The following is a 21,090-nucleotide window of genomic DNA, read 5'->3' on the forward strand; positions in this document are numbered from 1 at the left end:
GCTAAATACTATATTTTAAGCGCTTTGCGCTCAATACGTTTTAGATTTTTCGAAGCATAGCGGAGAAAAATCATCCTTCACTCTACTCTCTACTCCCTACTCTCTACTCTGCTTTTCAAATTCCAGTTTAGCAGGATACATTAGGTATTAGTAATTTAAATCTTCCCGTTGTTCATCTATATTTAACTTACTTATATTATAGCTAGCTGCAGCTTTTAAAGAAATCGGCAAAGGTTACCTCTATGTTACAATTTTGAAAGGTATCTTATTTTTACAATAGTTCCTTTGTTAACATTTGATTCAAGGCTTATTTCATGTCCTAATTTTTCACATACAACCTTGCAAATGTAGAGTCCTATTCCAGTTGAATTTTTAATTTTCCGTCCATTTTCACCCGTAAAAAATGGTTCAAAAACTCTTCTTATATCGTAATCTGGTATTCCAATTCCCTCATCTCTTATGCTTAGTTCGGTATATTCTCCACTTTTTTCAACCTCAAAGTATACAGTTTTACTTTCATTTTCACCCTTGCTGTATTTAATTGCATTATTTGTAATTTGCCCAAGCATAAATTCATTCCATTTTTTATCCGAAATAATTAAAATTTCTTCATCCTTATAATTTTTCTCTGGATAAACTTTGCTATAAATAAACTCCTTTTTCTTTTCCTTAATAATGTTTTTAATTGATTCATTCAAATCCACAACTTCTGGAACATAATCCTTTGAAAAATCCTCTAACCTAATCATACTCAAAACTTGATTTAAATTGTTTAAAAGCTTATTATTTTCTTCCTCTATTTCATTAAGCATTTTATAATCAAATTTTTCATTTTCTCTAACCTTTTGAATAATTATATCTATAACAGCTACAGGAGTTTTCATATTGTGAATCCACTGCGAAAATATTTTATTGTTGTTTTGAACCTCTTCACGCATTTCAGTTATTTCCTTCAGATATTTACTATGAATAGAATTCATTACCTCTTCCACTGTTTTGTACTCATTTTTATTAGTATCAATACTATAATCAAAATTTTCTACAAAGTTATAAATAGCATAATTAAATTTATAATAATCATAAAATTCAAATACCATAAAAAATATGTAAACAAATATGGCAATTATGGATGGATAAACTACTGGCACTTCTCCATCTGTATATAAGTAATAAAACAATATTGTAGTAATCATACTTACAAAAAAGCCAACCGTAATTCTCAATTTGTCTTTTAAAAAATTTTTTATCACATCAATTTTATTTTCCGAAAGCAAATACATAGCCAACGCCTCTCTTGGTTTTAATTACATCTTCTATTCCAAGTTCTTTTAATTTGTTTTTTACCCTTGTAATGTTCACAGTTAAAGTATTATCATTTACAAACTCACTGTCATCCCATATTAGTTCAAGAAGCGTTTCCCTTTTAAGTATTACATCTTTGTTTTCTACAAGTTTTTTTAAAAGAGCAAATTCATTTTTACTAAGCTCAATTTCTCTATCCTTGTAGTTTATTCTAAAGTTACTTTCCTTCAATTCTAGTCCATTAATTTTTAAACTTTTTTTATCATTAGATAACTCATTAGTTCTTCTAAGAGCTGCACTAATTTTAGTTAGAAGCATTTTCAAACTAAAAGGCTTAGTAATATAATCATCTGCTCCTAATTCTATTCCCATAATTTGCTCTATTTCTGCTGTCCTTGCTGATGTGATAATTATAGGTACATTAGATTTCTTTCTAAAAACTCTACATAGATAAAAACCATCTGAATACGGCAAATTGATGTCTAGTAGAACCAAATCTGGATTTATAAACTCAAATTCTTTTTCTGTATTCTTAAAATCTTCAACCACATAAACCTCATAATCATACATTTGAAGATATTCTTTTATATGTTCATTTAATTTTTCATCATCTTCAACAAGAAAAATTTTGTACATATTCCCCTCCTACAACTCAGTCATATTAAAAAATCATATACAAGCCATTATATCATAACATCATATCAAAAATTATAATTTGTATTTTCCATAATCTATTTTTTCAATTCATATGATATAATGTTTAAGTATGTTTTTTTAGGAGGATACTGATTATGGAATTAAAGAAAGAAACCATTTTAGATGTTTTAAAAATAGCCCTGCCTGCTGTTTTTGAAATGACTCTATATACAATGATTGGAGTTTTTGATACCATGATGGTTGGTCAATATGGTGGAGATTTAGCAGTAAGCAGTGTTGGCTTAAGCACTGAAACTATATATACATTTTCAAACATACTCGTAGCTAATGGTATTTCTGTTGGTATTTCTTCCTTAGTTGCAAGAAAGGTAGGAGCTAAAAAAGACAAGCATGCAGAGGAATATGCTACACTAGGTTTTTTATTTACTTTGATTATTTCTTTGTTTACCTTTTTTATATTATTTTTCTTTTCCACACATTTGTTCAAATTAATTGGAACTCAAGAAAACATAATAACTACAGCGACACCTTTTATAAAAATAGCTTCAATTGGAATATTTTTCAGTATGCTTATGAACAGCTTAAATGCATCACTAAGAGGTTGTGGAAATACAAAGACGCCATTAATTGCTTCACTTATAGTTACATTAATAAATTTAATGCTTGATTACATACTTATTTTTGGTAAATTTGGAGCACCTTCTTTTGGGGTAACTGGTTCTGGAATTGCTACTTGCACTGCTCAAATAATAGGCTTTATATTTATCCTATTTTATATGATTAAATATGCAAAAATAAAAGTTAGATTTAAATATATACGTAAAATCAATTTTGACATGGTAAACGGCTTTTTAAGACTTTCGATTCCATCATCAATGCAGGAAGGTGCTTTTAGCATAAGCAGACTTATAAGCAATTTCTTTATTGTTGTACTTGGAAGCTTAGCTTTTGCAGCCAACCAAATAACAACCTCTATAGAATCCATATCCTTTATGCCAGGCTGGGGGTTTGCCATAGCTGCCACAACCCTTGTTGGACAAAAGATTGGAGAAAAAAATTATAAAAAGGCTAAGGAATATGCTTATGCTTCACTACTTTTAGGTACTCTTATTATGCTTATATGTTCAGCTATGTTTTTGTTAATTCCTCGCCAACTGGTTTCTTTATTTATAAATTCTAATGCACATAAAGTAATTAAGGAAGGTACCTTGTGCGTTATGATAGCATCGATAGAACAACCCTTTATTGCACTATCGATGATTGCAGGCGGAATTTTAAAAGGAACTGGAGATACAAAGACACCTTTCAAGGTTTCCATGGTGTCAAGCTGGCTTATAAGGATGCCACTTATGTTTATATTTATCCACATAATGAAATTTTCTGTAATATATGTGTGGATAATAACGTCAATTCAGTGGATATTTGATGGAACTTTAATCTTTATTTTATTTAGAAAAAAATTCAAAAATATAGCGAAGTAACAATGCTTCGTCGCGTTAAAAGAATTCTATAAATCTAAGTGGTATTTTAAGCGAGTGCTTGCCTAAGGTATAGAAGGATAATGGTCAAAGCCCAAACCCCGTGTATGTTTACTCGCTATCGCTCAGACAGATTGAAATATCTAAGGATTTTACAATTTTTGAACCAAGATTTATTAGAATTTTTTTAAATCGTTCCTTCAGCATTGTTACTTCGCTCACACGGTGGTGCAAGGAAAAAATTCCTCCGTACCTACGGAATTTAGGCATGAATCTTTGTAAATCATATAAATATACACCCCGAAACTTTAAAATTACCACAACAAACTGGAATTTGAAGAAGGGTAGAGAGTAGAGTGGATGTGGATTTGCCTTTCGCTTCTCTCAGGTAAATCTTAGAACTTAATAGTGTCAGCTGCGCCAAGCACTATATTTTAAGCGCCTTGGGCGCAATAAGTTTTAGATTTTTCGAAGCATAGCAGAGAAAAATCATCCTTCACTCTACTCTCTGCTCTCTACTCTCTACTCTTTCTTTCAACTTCCAGTTTGTATGGATAACCTTGGTATTAGTAATTTAAACCTTTCAGCTTGTTCATCTATATAACAGCTTTAGTTTCCTACTTTATTGATAAAAAAATATTTTTTAAATTCTCCTACATCTGCATTTCTAAGTACAATAACACAAACAAGCACTGTAAGGGGAATCGTAAAAACAAGACCTATGCTTCCTGCAAGAGCTTTTACTATTTCAGATACAATAACATCAAGATTTAGTATTTCTTTTAATGATGTATTTGCAGCCATAAAAACTAACAAAAGCTGTATGGTTTCCCCTGCATACGCCAATATGAGAGTATTTGACATTGTCCCCATAATATCCTTGCCTATATTCATTCCAGCTTTTATATATTCTTTTACCGATATTTCAGGCTTTATTTCTATAATTTCTGTCATTGAAGAAACAATAGAAATACTTACATCCATAACAGCTCCAAGAGCACCAATTATTATTCCTGAAAACAATATTTCTTTAAAATTTAAATGTATACTTTGAGGTAGGTAAGCTAGCATTTGGGCATCTTCATTAGCAAGTCCAGTGAGATTTGCGTGATTACCAGCTATGATTGCTATTATTCCAGCTGACATTACACCTAATACAGTTCCTATAATTGAAGCAGAGGTTTTTTTATTTATTCCATTAAGACCTATCATTGAAATACATACAATTATTATCGAAGCTATAATAGTCATCAAAATTGGATTATAACCTTGTAAAATAGCCGGAAGAAATACTTTGCAAATTACAACACCAGTTAAAACTAAGGTTGCTACAGATTTTAAGCCTTTTTTTCCTCCAATAATAATTATTGCCACGAAAAAAATAACTAGAAGCTTATATATTGTATCCTCTCTATACAAATCAAACAGCTGCATCCCTGTAATTTTGCCACCGTTGTCTTCATTTATATTCACCAGTATGTACTGCCCCTCTTTGACCTTTATATTATACACATCAACAGCTTCAATGGTATTTTTTAAAGTATATTGTTCTCCTTTATGTTTTCCTTCCTCTATAATCAGCTCAAATTCTTGCCTCTTAGCAATATTACTTCTATCCTTCTTTAATGGAGTATTAGTATCATCGTATTTTATCTTTAATACTTTTGCTTTAACTGTTGTATACTTCACAAGCTTAGGGCTTTGGTCAGAAATAACTGCAAAAATTTTACCTGTTGGAATTATTAAAATTAAAATGCTCATAAAAATACATAGGAATAAAGCTCTATAATTTTTCATTTTCCCCTCCAAAATTCATTGATAAATTCTTTAAACTCGCCATTATAAAAATTGTTATAGGCATTGTCCACACTAATCCTATACTTCCCGCGAAGGCATTTATTATATCCGCAGTTATAACCTCCATATTTATAATTTCTGTATAAGTAACTCTTTCCGCAATAAATAAAAGAAATAAGTTAAAAGCTCCACCGGCATAAGCAAGTATTAAGGTATTAGCCATTGTTGCCATTATATCTTTTCCTATATTCATTCCTGATTTAATAAGCTCTTTTTTATCGATATTGGGCTTTACTTCTATAAGCTCATTCATGGCAGAGCAAATAGACATACTTACATCCATAATTGCACCAAGAGAACCTATTATTATTGCAGAAAAAAGTATGTATTTATAATTTAAATTCATACTCTTTCCAACATAAGCCATAGTTTCAGCTTCATTTCCTGTAATTCCTGTGACCTTACAGGCGTTTCCAATTATCACTGCTATAACTGCTGAAACTATTATTCCTCCTAAAGTACCCAAGGCTGCCGCTACACTCTTTTTGTTTAAGCCATTTATAAAAAATATGACTGCTGCTGCTGTGATAACTGACACAATTATAGTTGCTGCAAGAGCATTTGCTCCGGACATTATTATAGGCATTAATATCTTTATTATCATAAAACCTGTAAATATAAGTGAAGCAACTGATTTCATTCCTTTTTTTCCGCATATAGCTATTATTGAAACAACAAATATAGCTATTAAAATATATATATACTTATCCCTTACAATTTCATAAACATGGATTGAATTCATTTTTCCATCCTTGCCTAGAGTGTAGTTTACAAGTATCTCGTCTCCCTCACTTACTATTATTCTTCTAACATCAAGCGCTTCTATACTATTTCTTATTTTGTATTTCTCACCTGCGTGTTTTCCATCTAGTATAGTTATTTGAAACTCCTGCTTTGCCATAGCAGAAGAACTTTTTGCATTTTTAAGTGTATAAACATTATCAAAAGTTATTTTATCCACACTAGCTTTTGCAAAAGCATAATTTCCCGAAAAGCTATGGTTATTATTGTTTAATGTAAAAGTATATATAATAAGTCCTAAAACTAAAATTCCTATTACACCTAAGGTTATGTATTGTGGTTTTAAAAATTTCTTCAATAAAATCCCCCCTGACTCAAGCTTTATTATAATAACTTAAAAAGAAGGCAAACCAATTCACAATGTGTGAATTACTTTTTACTTCGCCTTCTTTATTAATAGAGCAATACTTTTTTATTTATGCTGCCTTTTGCTTCTTCTTTTTATTTTTTGCTGCAATAAACATAGCTACTCCAAGCATTATAATTACAGCTCCAATTTCAAGCATAAGATTTGTATCTAGTAAAAAGCCTGTTTGAGGAAGTTTTTTTATTGAGGTACTGCTGGCAGCAGTTTGTTGTGAGCCATTACTGCCACCTTGTGCTGCTGATGTACCCTGACTTCCCGTATTTGACGAGCTGATACCAGAATTTCCTCCTGCACTATTTTGATTACTTCCACCTGTGCCTCCTTGGTTACTTCCAGTTCCTCCTGAAGAGTTCCCCCCAGTTGAACTGCTTCCTCCCTGAGAGTTTGAAGGTGCCGCACCTGCTACAAGAGGAGTTTTGTCATCTACTACAAGATGTTTTCCATTTAATGCCTCAAGTGCATTAGCTAAGGAATCTCTAACAGGAACCCCAGTATCATAAACATTAGTTGCTCCTGAAAAATCGTATTGATCTCCACCTGTAGCCATAAAATCATTAGTTACAATAGAATACGTCTTATTCATATCAATTTGAGTTCCATCATCTAAGAACATAGCAGTAATTCTATTTCCTGCCTTTGCATCTTTATCATAGTACACTTTTACTCCTGCAAGCTGAACCCAACCAACATTATTATTTTCTATACCATTTTCAATTACTCTTTTAAGATCTGAACCTTTAAGATTCATTTTAACAAGCGTATTGTCAAAAGGCATTACTGTATAAAGATCTCCCATAGTTATGTTTCCCTTTGCTATAGGCTCCCTTAACCCACCTCCATTTTGTATTCCAATTTGAGTACCAGCAGTCTTCCTCATAACATCTGCTACCCATTGTCCAAGAATTGAGCTTCCTTGTGCAAATCTATCGTGTGTAAGATCTATATCTGTAACCCCTTCTACTTTATCCAATATAGGTTGAAGCTGCGTATTGAAAGAATCATAGCTTCCTTGTGCATCGCTGTTAGCTACTAGCTGAGATTTTCTCTGATATATGCTATCAACATTTGGTATTATAGTTTTAACCTTTCCTGTATTTTTGTCAACAACAATAGATAAATCTCCTAAGGCTCTACCAGCATAATTAGCTTGAATTACAGGCTTATTGTTAACAGTTCCACAAACAGTTAAATGTGTATGTGCTGATATTACAGCATCTATACTATCAACCTTACATAAACCTGAGTCAACTACCTCTCCAGTTATATTTCCCTTATCATCTTGAGCAGTTCCCATATGCGTAAGTGCTATAACAACATCGGCTTTTCCTTCTGGAAGTGCTCCTGATTTAAGCTTATCTGCCCATACCTTTGCACATGCAGCTGGATCTCTAAATTCAAGAGTAGCTACATTTTCAGGTTTAGTTTTATACGCAGTTTCTGGAGTTGTAAGTCCAACAAAACCTATTTTAAGACCATCTACAGTCACCATTTTATAAGGCTTTGCCCATGTTACAGGCTCTCCTGTCTTTTTATCATATATATTTGAAGCTAAGTAATCAAAATTTCCGTCCTGCGCCCACTTTGAAATCCAATCCATTCCCCAATCAAATTCATGGTTTCCAACTGCTGAAGCTGTAACCTTAAGTTGTTTCATCATATCAGAAACTGGTGCTCCGTGAGTTAAATTAGACATAGCACTTCCTTGATAATTATCTCCTCCAGAAACTACAACAGTATCTGGATTTGCTTCTTTGTATTCATCTATAGCTGTTACTAGCTTTGCCATACCAGGATTTTTTCCTGTAGAACCAGGATCTTCTGCTAAATTACCATGAAAGTCATTAAAAGATACTATGTCAACAATTTTATCTCCATTTGGATTTTGAACCTTTTTAACATCATTCCAGGTAACTGGCTTCGAATTATAATCTGGAAGAGTTATACTGCCGTTATTTATATATTTAACTGCTAAAGCTCTTTCATAAGTGTTCCAATTATTTCCTAAAATGCTCCAATTATTATCACATACTGGAGTTATAGTTCCACCTTTAACATTTTGTATATAGGAAATTATAAGATCCCTTACTCTTCCATCTCCAAAACCATTTGTTTTATCAGACTGTCCTACAAGCGTTGGAAGTGTATCATTATCTTTAAATACAGTTCCTGGCTTAAGCAATTGCGTGCTAGCTCTATAGTTATTTACTGTCATATACAATTCATCTGTATCTTGTATAGAAGTTCCATCCATTTTAGTAAGGTTTCCAATTCTATTTCCCGGATCCTTCGATACATCTATAGTGTATTTTACACCAGAAAACATATCATAATTGTATCCTGGAATAGAATTGTTAAAAGATATTGTTAAATCTCCAGGCTTATAGGTATTATAATAGGAGGCTGACCATTCCATATATTTCTTGAGCTGACTCCCTGTTATCTTCAATACATATAAGGTATTATCATAAGTATATATATTGGCAGAATCACATTTTCTTATTTTGCCTTGAAGCATATTTTGAGTATCTTTAAACATTGCTGCTGATGAAACATCTATGGTGTGTCCTGCAATCTTTTCTCCGTAGTACATTTGAACTTTATTTATGAGATCTACCATAGCAGTAGGCCTAAGCTTTGCTTCTGCTATTCCATTAACCTCATTCTTAGGAGCTAAATCTCCACCTGTTAAAGTTCCTACAGGAGTGTTTGCATCATCTATTGCAGTTTTATTGTAGGATTGAAGTGAACTTGTCAAACCATCATCTGGCTGATAATTAACCCCACTTTTTGAAGACATATCATAAGCTGCCGTAGTTATATCCGATGCCTTATTGCTTATAACATATTTTCCTGTTGAATCCTTTGTTAAATTAATATTTATCTGCGAAAGAGTTTTTCCCCATTTATATGGCTCTACTATTACAGTCCCCTTAGCTTTAGCTGTATTGTAATCATCCATGCTTGCCGAATGAGTAGTTCCATCCATATTTGTAGCTGTTACTGCTCCATTATTAAGAGTGTAAATAGTTTTATTATAAAAATAATCCCCAACTATTCTATTATGAAAATGAGCAGCTACAAAAGCATCTATTTCAGGACACTCTGCAAGTATTTCATTTACTCCTGACCCTGGTTCGTTATATTCCCCTGTTTCACCCATATGTTCTGTTGCAATTATAACATTTACGTTTTGCTTCTTTAGCTCTGATATGGCAGCTTTTGTTTCATCTACTGGATTTGTGACTTTATACCCTTGAAGATTAGCCGAATCCCACCTTGTTATGTTTGGAGTTACCATTCCTATTATTCCAACCTTAACTCCACTTCTTTCAACTATTGCATAAGGTGCTGCAAGTCTGGAGCCATCTTTGTTATACACATTTCCGCAAAGTACTTTTCCCTTAAAGTTTTTCATGACATTTTGAAGTGCAGGAACTCCATAATTAAATTCATGATTTCCATAGGTTAAAGTGTCATAGCCCATTTGGTTCATTGCATCAATCATAGGATTTGAAGCTGTGTTAATAAAAAGTGATTCCGAATTATCCTGAATTATATCTCCCGCATCCACTAAAATTGTATTATCAGGATTTTTACTCTTTAAAGCCTTTACCGCCGTTTGAATTTGTGCAAGACTTCCCGTTGTATCAGGTGCATTCACCGCATAATCATAAGGCAAAAATCTACCATGTGCATCTGCCGTTGCTAAAATCTGCAATGATATTTGCCCATTACTATCAGCTCTTACAGTCTTTTGTGATTTTCCTGTCAAATCAATTACTTGAGAATTCTTATCATTTGTTTCTGCTTTAACTTGCATATTACCACATAACCCAAAAACCATTGCACCCGAAAGCATTAAGGATATTAATCTTTTGGATTTTCTTATTGAATTAATTAGCATTTTATTCCCCCCTTGAGTGCTTTAATTTTGTATAGCACAAAATATATATTATACTAATTTGGAAATTTCCATTACCAATAAAATGTTAATTATGTGTTATTTATTCTTAACATTTTTTAGGGTGATATATTCAAGTTTTTATATAACATATTAAAATTTAAGAGCCTAAATCTTAACTCTCTAAGATTTAGGCTCTTAAATTTAATTTTTATTTAACATCACTTAGCAGCATTACTTCCTCGATCCTTTTTGCTATTGCTTTATATCCGTTTCCGTTAGGATGAAAATTATCTATTGTTAAATACATTTCAGAATTATATTTGAAAAGATCATATGTTGGTATAAATACACTGTTTGAATCATCTGCTATAATGTCTTGAGTTTCCTTATTCCAATCATTTATTAATTTTACCTTGTCTGGGCTAATGTTATCTCCAAAGGGATTATACAATCCTATAAAAATTATTTTACAACCCTGATTCTTTTCTCTTATAGCTTTAAATATGCTTTTTAAATTACTTAAGTAAACATCTTCAACAGTCTTAATTTGAGCCGCCTGTGAAACAACATCATATCTTCTAAGCTTAGATATTTCATTTCCTCCTATTGATATAAATATAGTATTTGAAGCTTTAATTAAACTGTCTGCATTTTTACTTTTAACTATTTCTAGTAATCCAGTTGATACATCTCCATTAACCGCTAAATTATCAATATTGACAGGTTTTGATAGTTTCCTTTTAAGATCATCTGCATAATATGCTGCAAACCCTTTATTGTTTTCATCTCCTGTACCTTTTGCAAGAGAGTCTCCCAAAACTAGTATATTATAATAATTTACTTTAGACTTAGACGAATTTTTAACCACTGCAACTTCACTGCTGCTTTTTTTAACTTCTTTATCTTGAACCTTTCCTGTTGTAATTAAAATAGATTTTCCAATTCCCCATATAGACACAATAATCACTAATACTGATATTACCGCTACAAAATACAAAACTATTTTTTTCATAACCCTTCACCCCTAAACAAGTACATCCCTTTTAGTAAATGCAAAAAAACTAACTACAAGCGAAATTGCAGCCCATATGCCAAGTATACAGATAGAAAAAACAAGGTTCATACCTGGTACTCCCTTAAAATTTCCTGTAAGATACTGAGAAGTTTGCAGATTAACAGCAAAAAAATATTTTGCAAGAGGCCAATCAGTTAAAAATACTCTTAAGAGACTTCCACCTATGAGACCTGCCATCATTATTCCTATTGATGCTGCCGTACTTCTAACCAAAATTGATACCATAAACGATATTGTAGCTATTACTATTGCTTCAAAAAAATTTAGCGAACAAACCAAAATTAAATACTGCCATTGATAAATTTGTATAACATTAGAAGCATTTACATTTCCGCCTACAACCTTGTACCCACTTATAACTGGTTCCATAAAACCAAAATCTTTAAAGGTAAACTCAGAAATTCCTATAGAAATAACAGCGGATAAAAAAACCACAAAGGCTGACATCAGTATAAGTGCAGCATATTTACTCAAAAGTATTCTCCATCTAGGTACTGCACGTGTAAGTAAAACTTTAATTGTTTTTGAAGAAAATTCTCCAGATACAATATCTCCTGCAAGTATTATTATAAGAAGTGGCAAAAGCATTAAGGCTGACTGCTGCATAAGCTCCGATGTAAACTTAGAGGCAGACATAGCCGCTGGACTTATATTCTTTTTTAAATAGTATTTATACTGCTCAAGCTGTATTTTCATAATTTTTTCATCAGACTTTTTTATGTTTTTATAAGAAAGTTTATTTTTTATATCATTAATTTGCTGATTTATAAGAGGTCTCCAATTATAATTTTCACTGTGGTTCTTTGTATATCCATTTATGGTTCTTTTATATCTTATATTTTGACCATAAGCAAAAGCACTTGTTTCAAGTAGTAATATTGCTATAATAAGAATAAGCTTTTTCTTAAATAACATTTTTATGATTTCGTTTTTAATGAGTCTTATCAAACTTTTTCCCCCTTTCTAGTTTTCTCCTGTAATACTTAAAAATAAATCTTCCAAATTCTTGTGCTTATTATCTACAAACTTAAGTTTTAAACCTTCCTTTATAAAAGAAGCATTGATTTCACTAACTTTATCTTCATCTACTACCGCCTCAATTTTACTTCCTCTTATTTTACCTTTTATTCCCCAATTTTTCTCTAAAATCTCAATGCCTTTTTTATTGTCATCAAGTTCAAAAAAAGTTTCCTTTGTTCTCAAAAGTTCCTGTACAGATGCATTTCTTAATACAGCTCCATCCTTTATAATTGACACCTTGTCACATATTAATTCTATTTCAGCTATTAAATGACTTGAAATAAGTACAGATATTTTTTCTTCCTTTGAAAGCTTTCTAATAAGATTTCTAAGCTCATTTATGCCTGCAGGATCAAGTCCATTAGTAGGCTCATCTAAAATGAGCAGTTTGGGATGATTCATTAGTGCCTGTGCCAGACCCATTCTTTGCTTCATGCCAAGTGAATATGTACTTACTTTGTCATGAATATGCTTTTCCATCTCCACTAACCTAACTGCATCCATTATATCCTCTCTAGTAATATTCTTTTCCATTGCAGCCAGCATTTCTAAATTATCCATACCACTCATATATCCATATAAATCTGGTCCTTCTATTATGCATCCAACACTTGACATTGCCTTCACATAGTCTTTTACTATAGAATAACCGCAGACTTCTATTTTACCAGAAGTTGGCTTTGAAAGTCCTACAATCATTCTCAGTGTAGTAGACTTTCCTGCTCCATTAGGACCTAAGAAACCTAAAACTTCTCCTTCTTTTATGGAAAAACTTATACCTTTTATAATTTCCCTGCCAGCTATAATTTTATGTACATTTTCAAGTGTTAAAACTTCTCTTTGCACCTTATCACCCCATTTTTAATCAATATACAATTCATATTAATTATTATGATTAATTTTTGTAGTAATATCAATGGAAATACTACAGAAAAAAATTTTTTAACTAGATACTGTGTGAAAAAAATCCAATTGATGTATTAACTGATAAACTTCTTTAAACATTGCATAGAAATAAATATGTAGTTGGATTAATCAAGTAACCTCTTGCAGGTGTAGAAAATGATGTTAATAAATAGCGTCTCAAAATCTTAAATAAAATTGATACAGTAAATTTAATTATTGGGGAAATAATTATTGTTTCTGCATGATACCAAAATTCCGTAGGCACGGAGGAATTTTTACATTAAACCACGTGTAATGCGAAATAAGTATATTGCAGGATAATTTAAATAAAATTTTATAAATCTTAGGTAAAAAACTTTAAAAGCCTTAGATGTTTCAATTGTCTGAGCATCCTTTCAGCGAGTTATTGAAACTTCTTAGACTTTTAAAGTTTTTTGCCTTAAATTTATTAATTTTATTTAATATCCTGTGATATACTTACTTCGCAATGTTTAACTAAATTTTATTTCCACAAAACCTCTGCTTTTTTTCTTGGTACAGTTCTAAAATATTTAACGTCAGGATATCCAAGTACCATACAAGTTACAATTTCTTTTCCATCCTTTATTCCAAGAAAATCTTTTATTTCTTTATCTCCATTTGTAGCAAAAACAAAGAAGCCACTAAAAAATGTTCCAAGTCCAAGGGCATCTGCCATAAGCTCCATATTTGAAGAAGCTAAGGCACCATCAACCTGTGAATTTGCTGTTACTACTATTACAGTTGGTGCATTAAAAAACAAACCATCATTTTTGGCATCTGCCTTAAATGCATTGTACATATTTAGCCAACCCTGTGCATACCTTTTATACTTTTCGTTTTCTTGCGTTAAGTTTCCTAAAATATTTTCAGCGGATTTCTTTAAACTCTCAAAAGCCATATTTCTTAGCTTATCTATTCCTTCTGTTACTACTGTATAAGCTACACTTTGAGAATTGCTGCCTGTTTGTGTAAATCTACCTGCTTCTATTATCTTTTCTAATTTTTCTTTTTCTATGTTTTGATTTTTAAATCTTCTTACGCTTCTTCTAAATTTAATAAAATTCATTAATCTATCTGCATCAATTTCAAATTCATCTGCATTATAGGCTTTTACTTCTTCCATATTATATTCATCTGTAGTCACTGCATTTTTAGGACATATCGCAATACAATGTCCACACTTAAGGCAAGTTTCATTTTTAACTCTAGCCTTTCCTTCAACTAATTCTATATCCCTTGCAGGACAATCCTTAATACACTGGCTGCAACCTACACATTTATCCGTATTTACTTTCATCATTTTACATTTCTCTCCTTTTACATTTATAAATAAAATTTATAATAAATTTATTCACAAACTTATATATTAAGCACTATATTTTAGATTTTACCACGAAATATTTAATTGTGTCCAATTAATAATATTCACTTTTGTATAACTTTTAGTTATAATATATATTATTCAAAAAATTAATTTTCAAATAAGGAGCAGCTCAATGAATTTACAACAATTATATTATTTTAAAAGACTTTCAGAAACAAAAAACTTCACTATTGCAGCTGAATTAGAAGCAGTAACTCAACCAGCCCTAAGTAAAGCTATTTCAAAATTAGAAGCAGAATTAGATGTAAATCTCTTTGAAAGATATGGACGAAATGTAGAATTAACTAGCCAAGGTAATACCTTTTTAAAACATGTTATTATAGCTCTTAAAGAAATTGAAACTGGCACTAATGAACTAAAAAATCTTGCTATCTTAAACAAAAATGTTATTTCCATAGCATCTACACATTGTATTAGTACTTATTTTACACCTTTTATGATAAGTGGTTTTTTAACGCTTTATCCTAACACAAAATTTCAATTTATAAATGAATCAACTGAGGAAATATTAAAGGATTTAGAAAACAAAAAAATCGATATAGGTTTTTATGACGATATTGATATCAGCAATAATTATTCTAATATTAAGGCTTTTCCCGTAAAAAAAGAAGAATATGTTTTAATAGTTCCTAAAAAACATATCTTCTCAAACAAAACTGAAATTTCATTAAAAAATCTTAAAAATGAACATTTTATTATAGCTTGTGAAAATAATACCAACAAAAAAATATCTTGTACTGATTTTATTAATAAAGCTAATATTACTTCTATCAAAGCAAGCGAAATAAATATGCTAATTGGTCTTGTAGCTACTGGTGCCGGCATAACAATAGTTCCAAACACTCCCCTTATAAACACAAACACATTATCAAAGATAAAAATAAAAGATAACATTGGATATAAAACAATATATATAGGTTATAATAAGAATTCAAATATCTCAGAAAAAACAATGGAATTCATAGAGTACGTTAAAAATAGTAGTATTTTCAACAAATAAAAGGGATGGTCTACTATTATAGTATATCCCTTTCCCTTTTTTAATTATTATTTTCTTTTCCTATTGCTGGCAATACCTTAACGCCAATAATTGATGCTATAATGCATTTAATCATATCTCCAGGAATAAATATAAAAAATCCAATTTGAAAAGTCTTAAGCAAGGTTATATTAACCTTTGACACATATTTTAGTATCACATACATATAAGGTAATCCTATTATGTAAATTACCAATGTTCCTAAAACGCATGCAATCAGTAACCTTGCAACCCCTTGCCTATGTCCACTTTTTGTGACTTTTCCAATTACTATTGGTGCTACAATAAATCCAATTAAATATCCAAAGGATGGTGTAAAAATAGCTGAAATTCCTCCAGTTCCTCCGGCAAATACTGGCATTCCTACAAGTCCAAGTATCACATATACTAATTGGGATAATGCTCCTAAAAACGGTCCAAGAAGAACACCCGAAAGCAATGTAAAAAAACTTTGAAGCGTAATTGGTACACTTCCTATAGGTATACTTATAAATCCGCCAACAGCCGTTAAAGCTGCAAATAATGCAACTAAAATCATGTCTTTTGTTTTTATTCTCATAAAATATTCCTCCATATAATTTCATTGTAAACTCAAATTTATTCAAAAGTTTACAATAAAATTATAAACATAAAAATAAGCCATGTCAATTAATACATTAATATAAAAAAAGCAGTTGAAATATCCACCATATAATTTAGAATATAATTATATAGTAAAAATTAGCGTTTAGTATAACCTTTTTACGAAAGGAATTTTTTATATGAATAAACTTCTTACAATTTGGAATTTTATAAAGACTAAAACAAGATACTTACTTTTAATATATACTGGTATCATACTTTATACCAATTATAAATCCACTTCACCTTACTGGCTTTTTCTAATTTTATTAGATATATTTCTTATTATCTATACATTTATAGAATTAAACAAAAATCACTCAAAAGAATGTAATATATATTTTTATTTAATTTCTATATCAATTTATTCTGTAATATGGCTCTTAGGAAATTGTGATAACATATACTATTTTGTTTTACTTGACGATTTATTTGAAATTAAGGACTATAGAAGGCGAAATTATTTTTTAACCTTTCATGCAGCAATGTTTGTTCTTGTAATCTTTTCAAGACAGTTATTGCGTAAAAGTTTTTTTAGCAGTATATCCTCTTTGCTTTACATATTTTTAATCTATGGGCTGATTTTTATAACATTTTTATTAATCCATAAACTAAGATGGGATAGAGACAAACTTAAATTATTGAATTCAGACTTAATAGAATACTCCTTTAAAGAAAGAGAATATTTAATTTCAAGTGAAAGAACTAGAATTTCTCAAGAACTCCACGATTCCATAGGTCATTCGCTTATGGCACTTTCAATGAACGTAAGATATATAAAAGCCATAAAAGACAAAAAAGAAATAGATGAAGAACTTGATAATATAGATATACTAGTAAAGGAAAGCATAGATACCCTTAGGACTACAGTGTATAATTTAAGAAAACTAGATGAAGCTTCAAATTTTCAAGAACAAGTAAGAAATATAATAAAGAAATTCAATGAACTTAATATGGTAAGAATTAATTTTGACTGTGATTCGGAAATAGAGAATGAATCACAGTATATGAAAAATATTTTACTTACAACTATAAAAGAAGGAATAACCAATGGTTTAAAACATGGAGACCCTTCTGAAATAAATATTTCTGTAGAATTAATAATTTCTGATAATAATAGCACATTAATTAAATTACTTATTACCAATAATGGACAAGGCTGCAAAAATATAATTAAATCACATGGTCTTAATGGAATTACAGAAAGAATAGAAAGTGTTCATGGTACTGTAAACTTTAAAAGTCCTAAAAGCAAGGGTTTTATTATAGAAGCCTTAATACCAAAGGAGGCAAGCTTAAAATGATCAGAGTAATGATAGCAGACGACCAAATAATAGTACGTGAAGGTTTAAAAAAAATACTAAGTCTAGATAGCGAAATAGAAGTAGTATCAGAAGCCTCAAATGGCTATGAAGTTCTAGAAAATTTAAGTAAGCATATTGTAGATATAATACTTATGGATGTGAGAATGCCAAAAATGGACGGGATAAAATGCTCAAATCTCGTAAAAAAAGATTATCCTAACATCAAAATAATAATACTTACAACCTTTAACGAGGATGAATATATTTTTGAAGGAATTGATAGCGGCATCAGCGGATATTTGCTTAAAGACAGTGAAATTGATTATATTATAAAAAGCATAAAAGAAGCCTTTAATAATAAAATGATGTTTGACCCAAGTGTTACTCCAAAACTTGTAAATGCTTTATCTAATAAGAGTGCAAAACCAAACAAAGCTGAAATTTTAGATTTATTAACAGATAGAGAAAAGGATATTGTTAAGCTTGTTGTTGATGGAAAGAGCAATAGTGAAATATCAGGCATTCTTTTTATTTCCGAAGGCACAGTTAAAAATTATATATCAAAAATTTTAAAAAAGCTAAAGCTTCAAAGAAGAACCCAATTATCTGCACTTTTTCTAAAAAACGATTTTATTTAAAGCGCAGCTGACAAAAGTATTATTCCTTAAATAGGTACGTATGTTACTAAAGTAATATATGTGCTTATTTTTTTATATAGAATGTTACTTATTGCACATTTAATTTAACTCCATTTTGCCATAAATTATAACTATAGTAAAAACAATAACTTATTAGAAATGGTAATACACTTTAAAAATTATAAACAAAGGGTGATGTTATGAATATATTATCAAAATATCTTTTAAACTCTATACTTGAAAAAAAGAGCAGAATGCTTCTTATAATTTTTTCTATAACAATAGGTACAGCACTTCTAGTTGCTTCACTTGGAATATCAGATTCTATAACAAATAACTATGTAAACACGTTAAAAGGTGCCTATGAAAATTTTAATGTTGAAATAACTGCAAACGCCAAAGCTAAGGATCCACTTTTTAATGTTTCAGATTTTAAAGCACAAAACATCAAAGAGACTTTTAAAACAGCCGCTGTTAATGGTTATGTAAAAAATGACGATTCAAAAACCTTTAACATGCTTGGAACTAGCTTAGAGGATTTTAAAAAATTCAAATCAATTAAAATTTTAAAAAGTTTAAATTTAGGTACTTTTAATGGAAATAAGCTTATTATATCAGACAAAACAGCAGCTTCACTAAAGTTAAAACTCGGAGATAAAGTAAACTTATATATTCTTGGTAAAACAAAAGAATATATAGTTTCAGCTATAGCTTCAAACAGTGGTTTATTTTTATCTGATACCTCTTCTAACTTTACATTAATAACACCTATAAAAAATGTATGTGATATTTACGGCGAAGCTAATAAATACTCTTCAATGTTTATAGCTGTTAATCAAAGTTCAATTAACAGTTGGATAAAAAATTTTAACAATGAAAATTCAAATTTTACTGCAAAGCTTTTAGTAGATGAAAGTGAAGTTTCTTCTCAGTCTTCAACCATAAAAATATCAATGCTATTTATGCTGGGTATAGTTTTAATAATGAGCATTTTTATAATCTACAGCTCCTTTAAAATGATAATAACCGAAAGATTATCTGTATTTGGAACCTTTTTAAGCACTGGCGCCACAAAGCTAAATATTGTTTTTCTTCTTTTAAAAGAAAGCTTTGTCTACGGATTTATTGGAGGTATTTTAGGAAATCTTTTAGGTGCCATAATAATTTATTTAAGTTCAAGCTTAACTAATCCTCTCAAGGAAGAAGGTATAAAAGCAGTAGTAAATTTTAATTATATGTACTTCCTATACGGCTTTATACTTGCACTTATGGTATCAATAATCTCAGCTTTAGCTCCAATACTATCCATAAAAAAACTTCCAGTAAAAGAAGTTATATTAAACAATTTTGAAGTATCGAACAAAACAACTATTAAAGGTTTTATTATAGGAATACTTCTTATAGCACTAGCAATAGTCCTTCACTTTTTAGGTGGAAATATAAAAGGGCAGAGACCTTATATAACTGCCCTTCCAGCATTTTTTATAGGCTTTGCTGCTATAGTTATTATAATTCCAAAGCTAGTAGATATTCTTTTATACCCCTTTGTAAGATTTTTTAGAAAAACAAACTCTACGCTTATGCTTTCTACTAATAATGTGAGAACCTCTAAAATACTACAAAATAATATAAGACTTATTTCAGTTTCTGTAATAGCAATTGTCATAATAATGTCCTTTAGTTTATCTTTAAATGGCATGCTTACAGGTGTTTATAAAAAACTTAATTTCAATATAAGTGTAAGTATAAATTCAAATAATGCAAATATTTTAAAGGCTTCAAATGATATTATAGAAAACTCCGCTAAAAATTCTAACCTTATTAAACATCAATATATAACTACAAATTTAAATGGTGATTTTTCAAAGGAAATAAATGTTCTTTGCATAGATCCTAAAAACTTCAAAAGCTATGATGATTATTTGGATTATGCAGATAAAGCTTCACAGCTGGAAGAGCTCTCTCATAATGAGGATGGAATTATTATTTCAAAAAAAATATCCACAAGATACAAAATTAAAAAAAGCGACAAAATTAAATTGTATTTAGATAATAAAGAAGAAAATTTCAAGGTTCTCTCTATAGTTGATGCTAAATTTATGAATATGGGAAATGTAAATTTGATTTCTTTTTCTGCTGCTGAAAAGCACTTTAATATAAAATATTGCGACGACTTCTTCATAAGTACAACTTCTTCTGAGGCTAAGCTTAAAGCTGATTTAACAAAGAAATTAAAGGGACTTCCAGTTTCTATTGGCACAAAGGCAGACTCCATTGAACATGATGAGCAAAGCTGCAAACAAATAGTAGGTCTTTTAAGTATTTTCTCTTATATAACCATGATAATAGGTAGTATTGGAGTTTTAAGCAATATATCTCTAAGCTTCATTAAAAGAAAAAGGGAACTGGCAGTTTTAAGTTCTGTAGGATTAACTAAAGGTAGTAGAAATACTATGCTGCTTTGTGAAAGCTTTATTGGAGCTATTATAGGGCTTTTAGTATCTTTTACTTCAGCTTCTTTAATAATACTACTGCTTCGTGACATCTTTAAATATCTCGTATTAGACATGGATTTTAGTTATCCCTTTAATAGCATTCCTTTTATAAGTATTTTCATGCTTGTCCTAGGTTTTATAGCTACTCTGCCTACCTTGGTAAAGAGTGAAAAATTAGAAATAGTAAGTCAGTTAAAATATGAATAAATTGAGGTGTATAT

Annotated in this window: 15 protein-coding genes; 5 read left to right on the forward strand and 10 right to left on the reverse strand. The window is 30.3% G+C overall.

The window, feature by feature from the left end:
- Positions 1-245 precede the first annotated feature (245 nt).
- A complete protein-coding gene (locus tag ACJDT4_RS02425; RefSeq protein WP_406785936.1) occupies positions 246-1,280 on the reverse strand; it encodes a sensor histidine kinase in 1,035 nt (344 codons plus the stop codon).
- Positions 1,258-1,938: a response regulator transcription factor gene (locus ACJDT4_RS02430; RefSeq protein WP_406785937.1), complete on the reverse strand. Its 681-nt coding sequence runs from the start codon at positions 1,936-1,938 to the stop codon at positions 1,258-1,260. Before ACJDT4_RS02430 ends, ACJDT4_RS02425 begins: the two co-directional genes overlap by 23 nt.
- A gap of 155 nt (positions 1,939-2,093) precedes the next feature.
- Here ACJDT4_RS02430 and ACJDT4_RS02435 point away from each other — a divergent pair, with 155 nt between their 5' ends.
- Positions 2,094-3,440 (forward strand): MATE family efflux transporter, encoded by a 1,347-nt coding sequence (locus tag ACJDT4_RS02435; RefSeq protein WP_406785938.1) that lies wholly within the window; start codon positions 2,094-2,096, stop codon positions 3,438-3,440.
- 606 nt (positions 3,441-4,046) lie between these two features.
- Here ACJDT4_RS02435 and ACJDT4_RS02440 read toward each other — a convergent pair.
- From ACJDT4_RS02440 to ACJDT4_RS02470, 7 genes are all read right to left on the reverse strand, one after another.
- The gene (locus tag ACJDT4_RS02440) at positions 4,047-5,234 is read right to left on the reverse strand and encodes a YibE/F family protein (protein WP_406785939.1); all 1,188 of its coding nucleotides are present in this window, start codon (positions 5,232-5,234) and stop codon (positions 4,047-4,049) included.
- Entirely contained in the window at positions 5,221-6,393 is a 1,173-nt protein-coding gene (locus ACJDT4_RS02445) for a YibE/F family protein (RefSeq protein WP_406785940.1), read from the reverse strand. The genes ACJDT4_RS02440 and ACJDT4_RS02445 overlap by 14 nt, the downstream gene beginning before the upstream one ends.
- Before the next feature lie 118 nt (positions 6,394-6,511).
- Positions 6,512-10,366: a 5'-nucleotidase C-terminal domain-containing protein gene (locus ACJDT4_RS02450; protein ID WP_406785941.1), complete on the reverse strand. Its 3,855-nt coding sequence runs from the start codon at positions 10,364-10,366 to the stop codon at positions 6,512-6,514.
- A gap of 208 nt (positions 10,367-10,574) precedes the next feature.
- Entirely contained in the window at positions 10,575-11,378 is an 804-nt protein-coding gene (locus ACJDT4_RS02455; protein WP_406785942.1) for an SGNH/GDSL hydrolase family protein, read from the reverse strand.
- 12 nt (positions 11,379-11,390) lie between these two features.
- Complete coding sequence (locus tag ACJDT4_RS02460) at positions 11,391-12,389, reverse strand: ABC transporter permease (RefSeq protein ID WP_406785943.1); 999 nt, start codon at positions 12,387-12,389, stop codon at positions 11,391-11,393.
- A gap of 15 nt (positions 12,390-12,404) precedes the next feature.
- The gene (locus ACJDT4_RS02465; protein ID WP_406785944.1) at positions 12,405-13,307 is read right to left on the reverse strand and encodes an ABC transporter ATP-binding protein; all 903 of its coding nucleotides are present in this window, start codon (positions 13,305-13,307) and stop codon (positions 12,405-12,407) included.
- Positions 13,308-13,869: 562 nt separating this feature from the next.
- On the reverse strand, positions 13,870-14,688 hold the full coding sequence (locus ACJDT4_RS02470; protein ID WP_406785945.1) for a nitroreductase family protein: 819 nt from the start codon (positions 14,686-14,688) through the stop codon (positions 13,870-13,872).
- A 196-nt stretch (positions 14,689-14,884) separates the two neighbouring features.
- Here ACJDT4_RS02470 and ACJDT4_RS02475 point away from each other — a divergent pair, with 196 nt between their 5' ends.
- Positions 14,885-15,772, forward strand: a complete 888-nt coding sequence (locus tag ACJDT4_RS02475) for a LysR family transcriptional regulator (protein WP_406785946.1) — start codon at positions 14,885-14,887, stop codon at positions 15,770-15,772.
- A 40-nt stretch (positions 15,773-15,812) separates the two neighbouring features.
- Here the strand turns inward: ACJDT4_RS02475 and ACJDT4_RS02480 are convergent, their stop codons facing one another.
- Positions 15,813-16,370 carry a biotin transporter BioY gene (locus tag ACJDT4_RS02480; RefSeq protein ID WP_406785947.1) on the reverse strand — a complete coding sequence of 186 codons (558 nt, stop codon included), beginning with the start codon at positions 16,368-16,370 and terminating at the stop codon, positions 15,813-15,815.
- Between the two features lie 202 nt (positions 16,371-16,572).
- Between ACJDT4_RS02480 and ACJDT4_RS02485 the strand changes: the two genes are divergently transcribed.
- The 3 genes from ACJDT4_RS02485 to ACJDT4_RS02495 all read left to right on the forward strand — a co-directional run bounded on the left by ACJDT4_RS02485 (position 16,573) and on the right by ACJDT4_RS02495 (position 21,076).
- Positions 16,573-17,736 carry a sensor histidine kinase gene (locus tag ACJDT4_RS02485; RefSeq protein ID WP_406785948.1) on the forward strand — a complete coding sequence of 388 codons (1,164 nt, stop codon included), beginning with the start codon at positions 16,573-16,575 and terminating at the stop codon, positions 17,734-17,736.
- Positions 17,733-18,374, forward strand: coding sequence for a response regulator transcription factor (locus ACJDT4_RS02490; RefSeq protein WP_406785949.1), 642 nt, complete (start codon positions 17,733-17,735; stop codon positions 18,372-18,374). The genes ACJDT4_RS02485 and ACJDT4_RS02490 overlap by 4 nt, the downstream gene beginning before the upstream one ends.
- Positions 18,375-18,574: 200 nt before the next feature.
- Entirely contained in the window at positions 18,575-21,076 is a 2,502-nt protein-coding gene (locus ACJDT4_RS02495) for an ABC transporter permease (RefSeq protein ID WP_406785950.1), read from the forward strand.
- Positions 21,077-21,090 lie beyond the last annotated feature (14 nt).

The sequence above is a fragment of the Clostridium neuense genome (genome assembly GCF_045310695.1).
GTDB lineage: Bacteria > Bacillota > Clostridia > Clostridiales > Clostridiaceae > Clostridium_S > Clostridium_S neuense.

Coding starts and splice junctions, on each gene's coding strand:
- ACJDT4_RS02480 (WP_406785947.1), bottom strand. CDS start 16,370: ATGAGAATAAAAACAAAAGACATGATTTTAGTTGCATTATTTGCAGCT.
- ACJDT4_RS02490 (WP_406785949.1), top strand. CDS start 17,733: ATGATCAGAGTAATGATAGCAGACGACCAAATAATAGTACGTGAAGGT.
- ACJDT4_RS02430 (WP_406785937.1), bottom strand. CDS start 1,938: ATGTACAAAATTTTTCTTGTTGAAGATGATGAAAAATTAAATGAACAT.
- ACJDT4_RS02455 (WP_406785942.1), bottom strand. CDS start 11,378: ATGAAAAAAATAGTTTTGTATTTTGTAGCGGTAATATCAGTATTAGTG.
- ACJDT4_RS02435 (WP_406785938.1), top strand. CDS start 2,094: ATGGAATTAAAGAAAGAAACCATTTTAGATGTTTTAAAAATAGCCCTG.
- ACJDT4_RS02470 (WP_406785945.1), bottom strand. CDS start 14,688: ATGATGAAAGTAAATACGGATAAATGTGTAGGTTGCAGCCAGTGTATT.
- ACJDT4_RS02425 (WP_406785936.1), bottom strand. CDS start 1,280: ATGTATTTGCTTTCGGAAAATAAAATTGATGTGATAAAAAATTTTTTA.
- ACJDT4_RS02440 (WP_406785939.1), bottom strand. CDS start 5,234: ATGAAAAATTATAGAGCTTTATTCCTATGTATTTTTATGAGCATTTTA.
- ACJDT4_RS02475 (WP_406785946.1), top strand. CDS start 14,885: ATGAATTTACAACAATTATATTATTTTAAAAGACTTTCAGAAACAAAA.
- ACJDT4_RS02450 (WP_406785941.1), bottom strand. CDS start 10,366: ATGCTAATTAATTCAATAAGAAAATCCAAAAGATTAATATCCTTAATG.
- ACJDT4_RS02485 (WP_406785948.1), top strand. CDS start 16,573: ATGAATAAACTTCTTACAATTTGGAATTTTATAAAGACTAAAACAAGA.
- ACJDT4_RS02495 (WP_406785950.1), top strand. CDS start 18,575: ATGAATATATTATCAAAATATCTTTTAAACTCTATACTTGAAAAAAAG.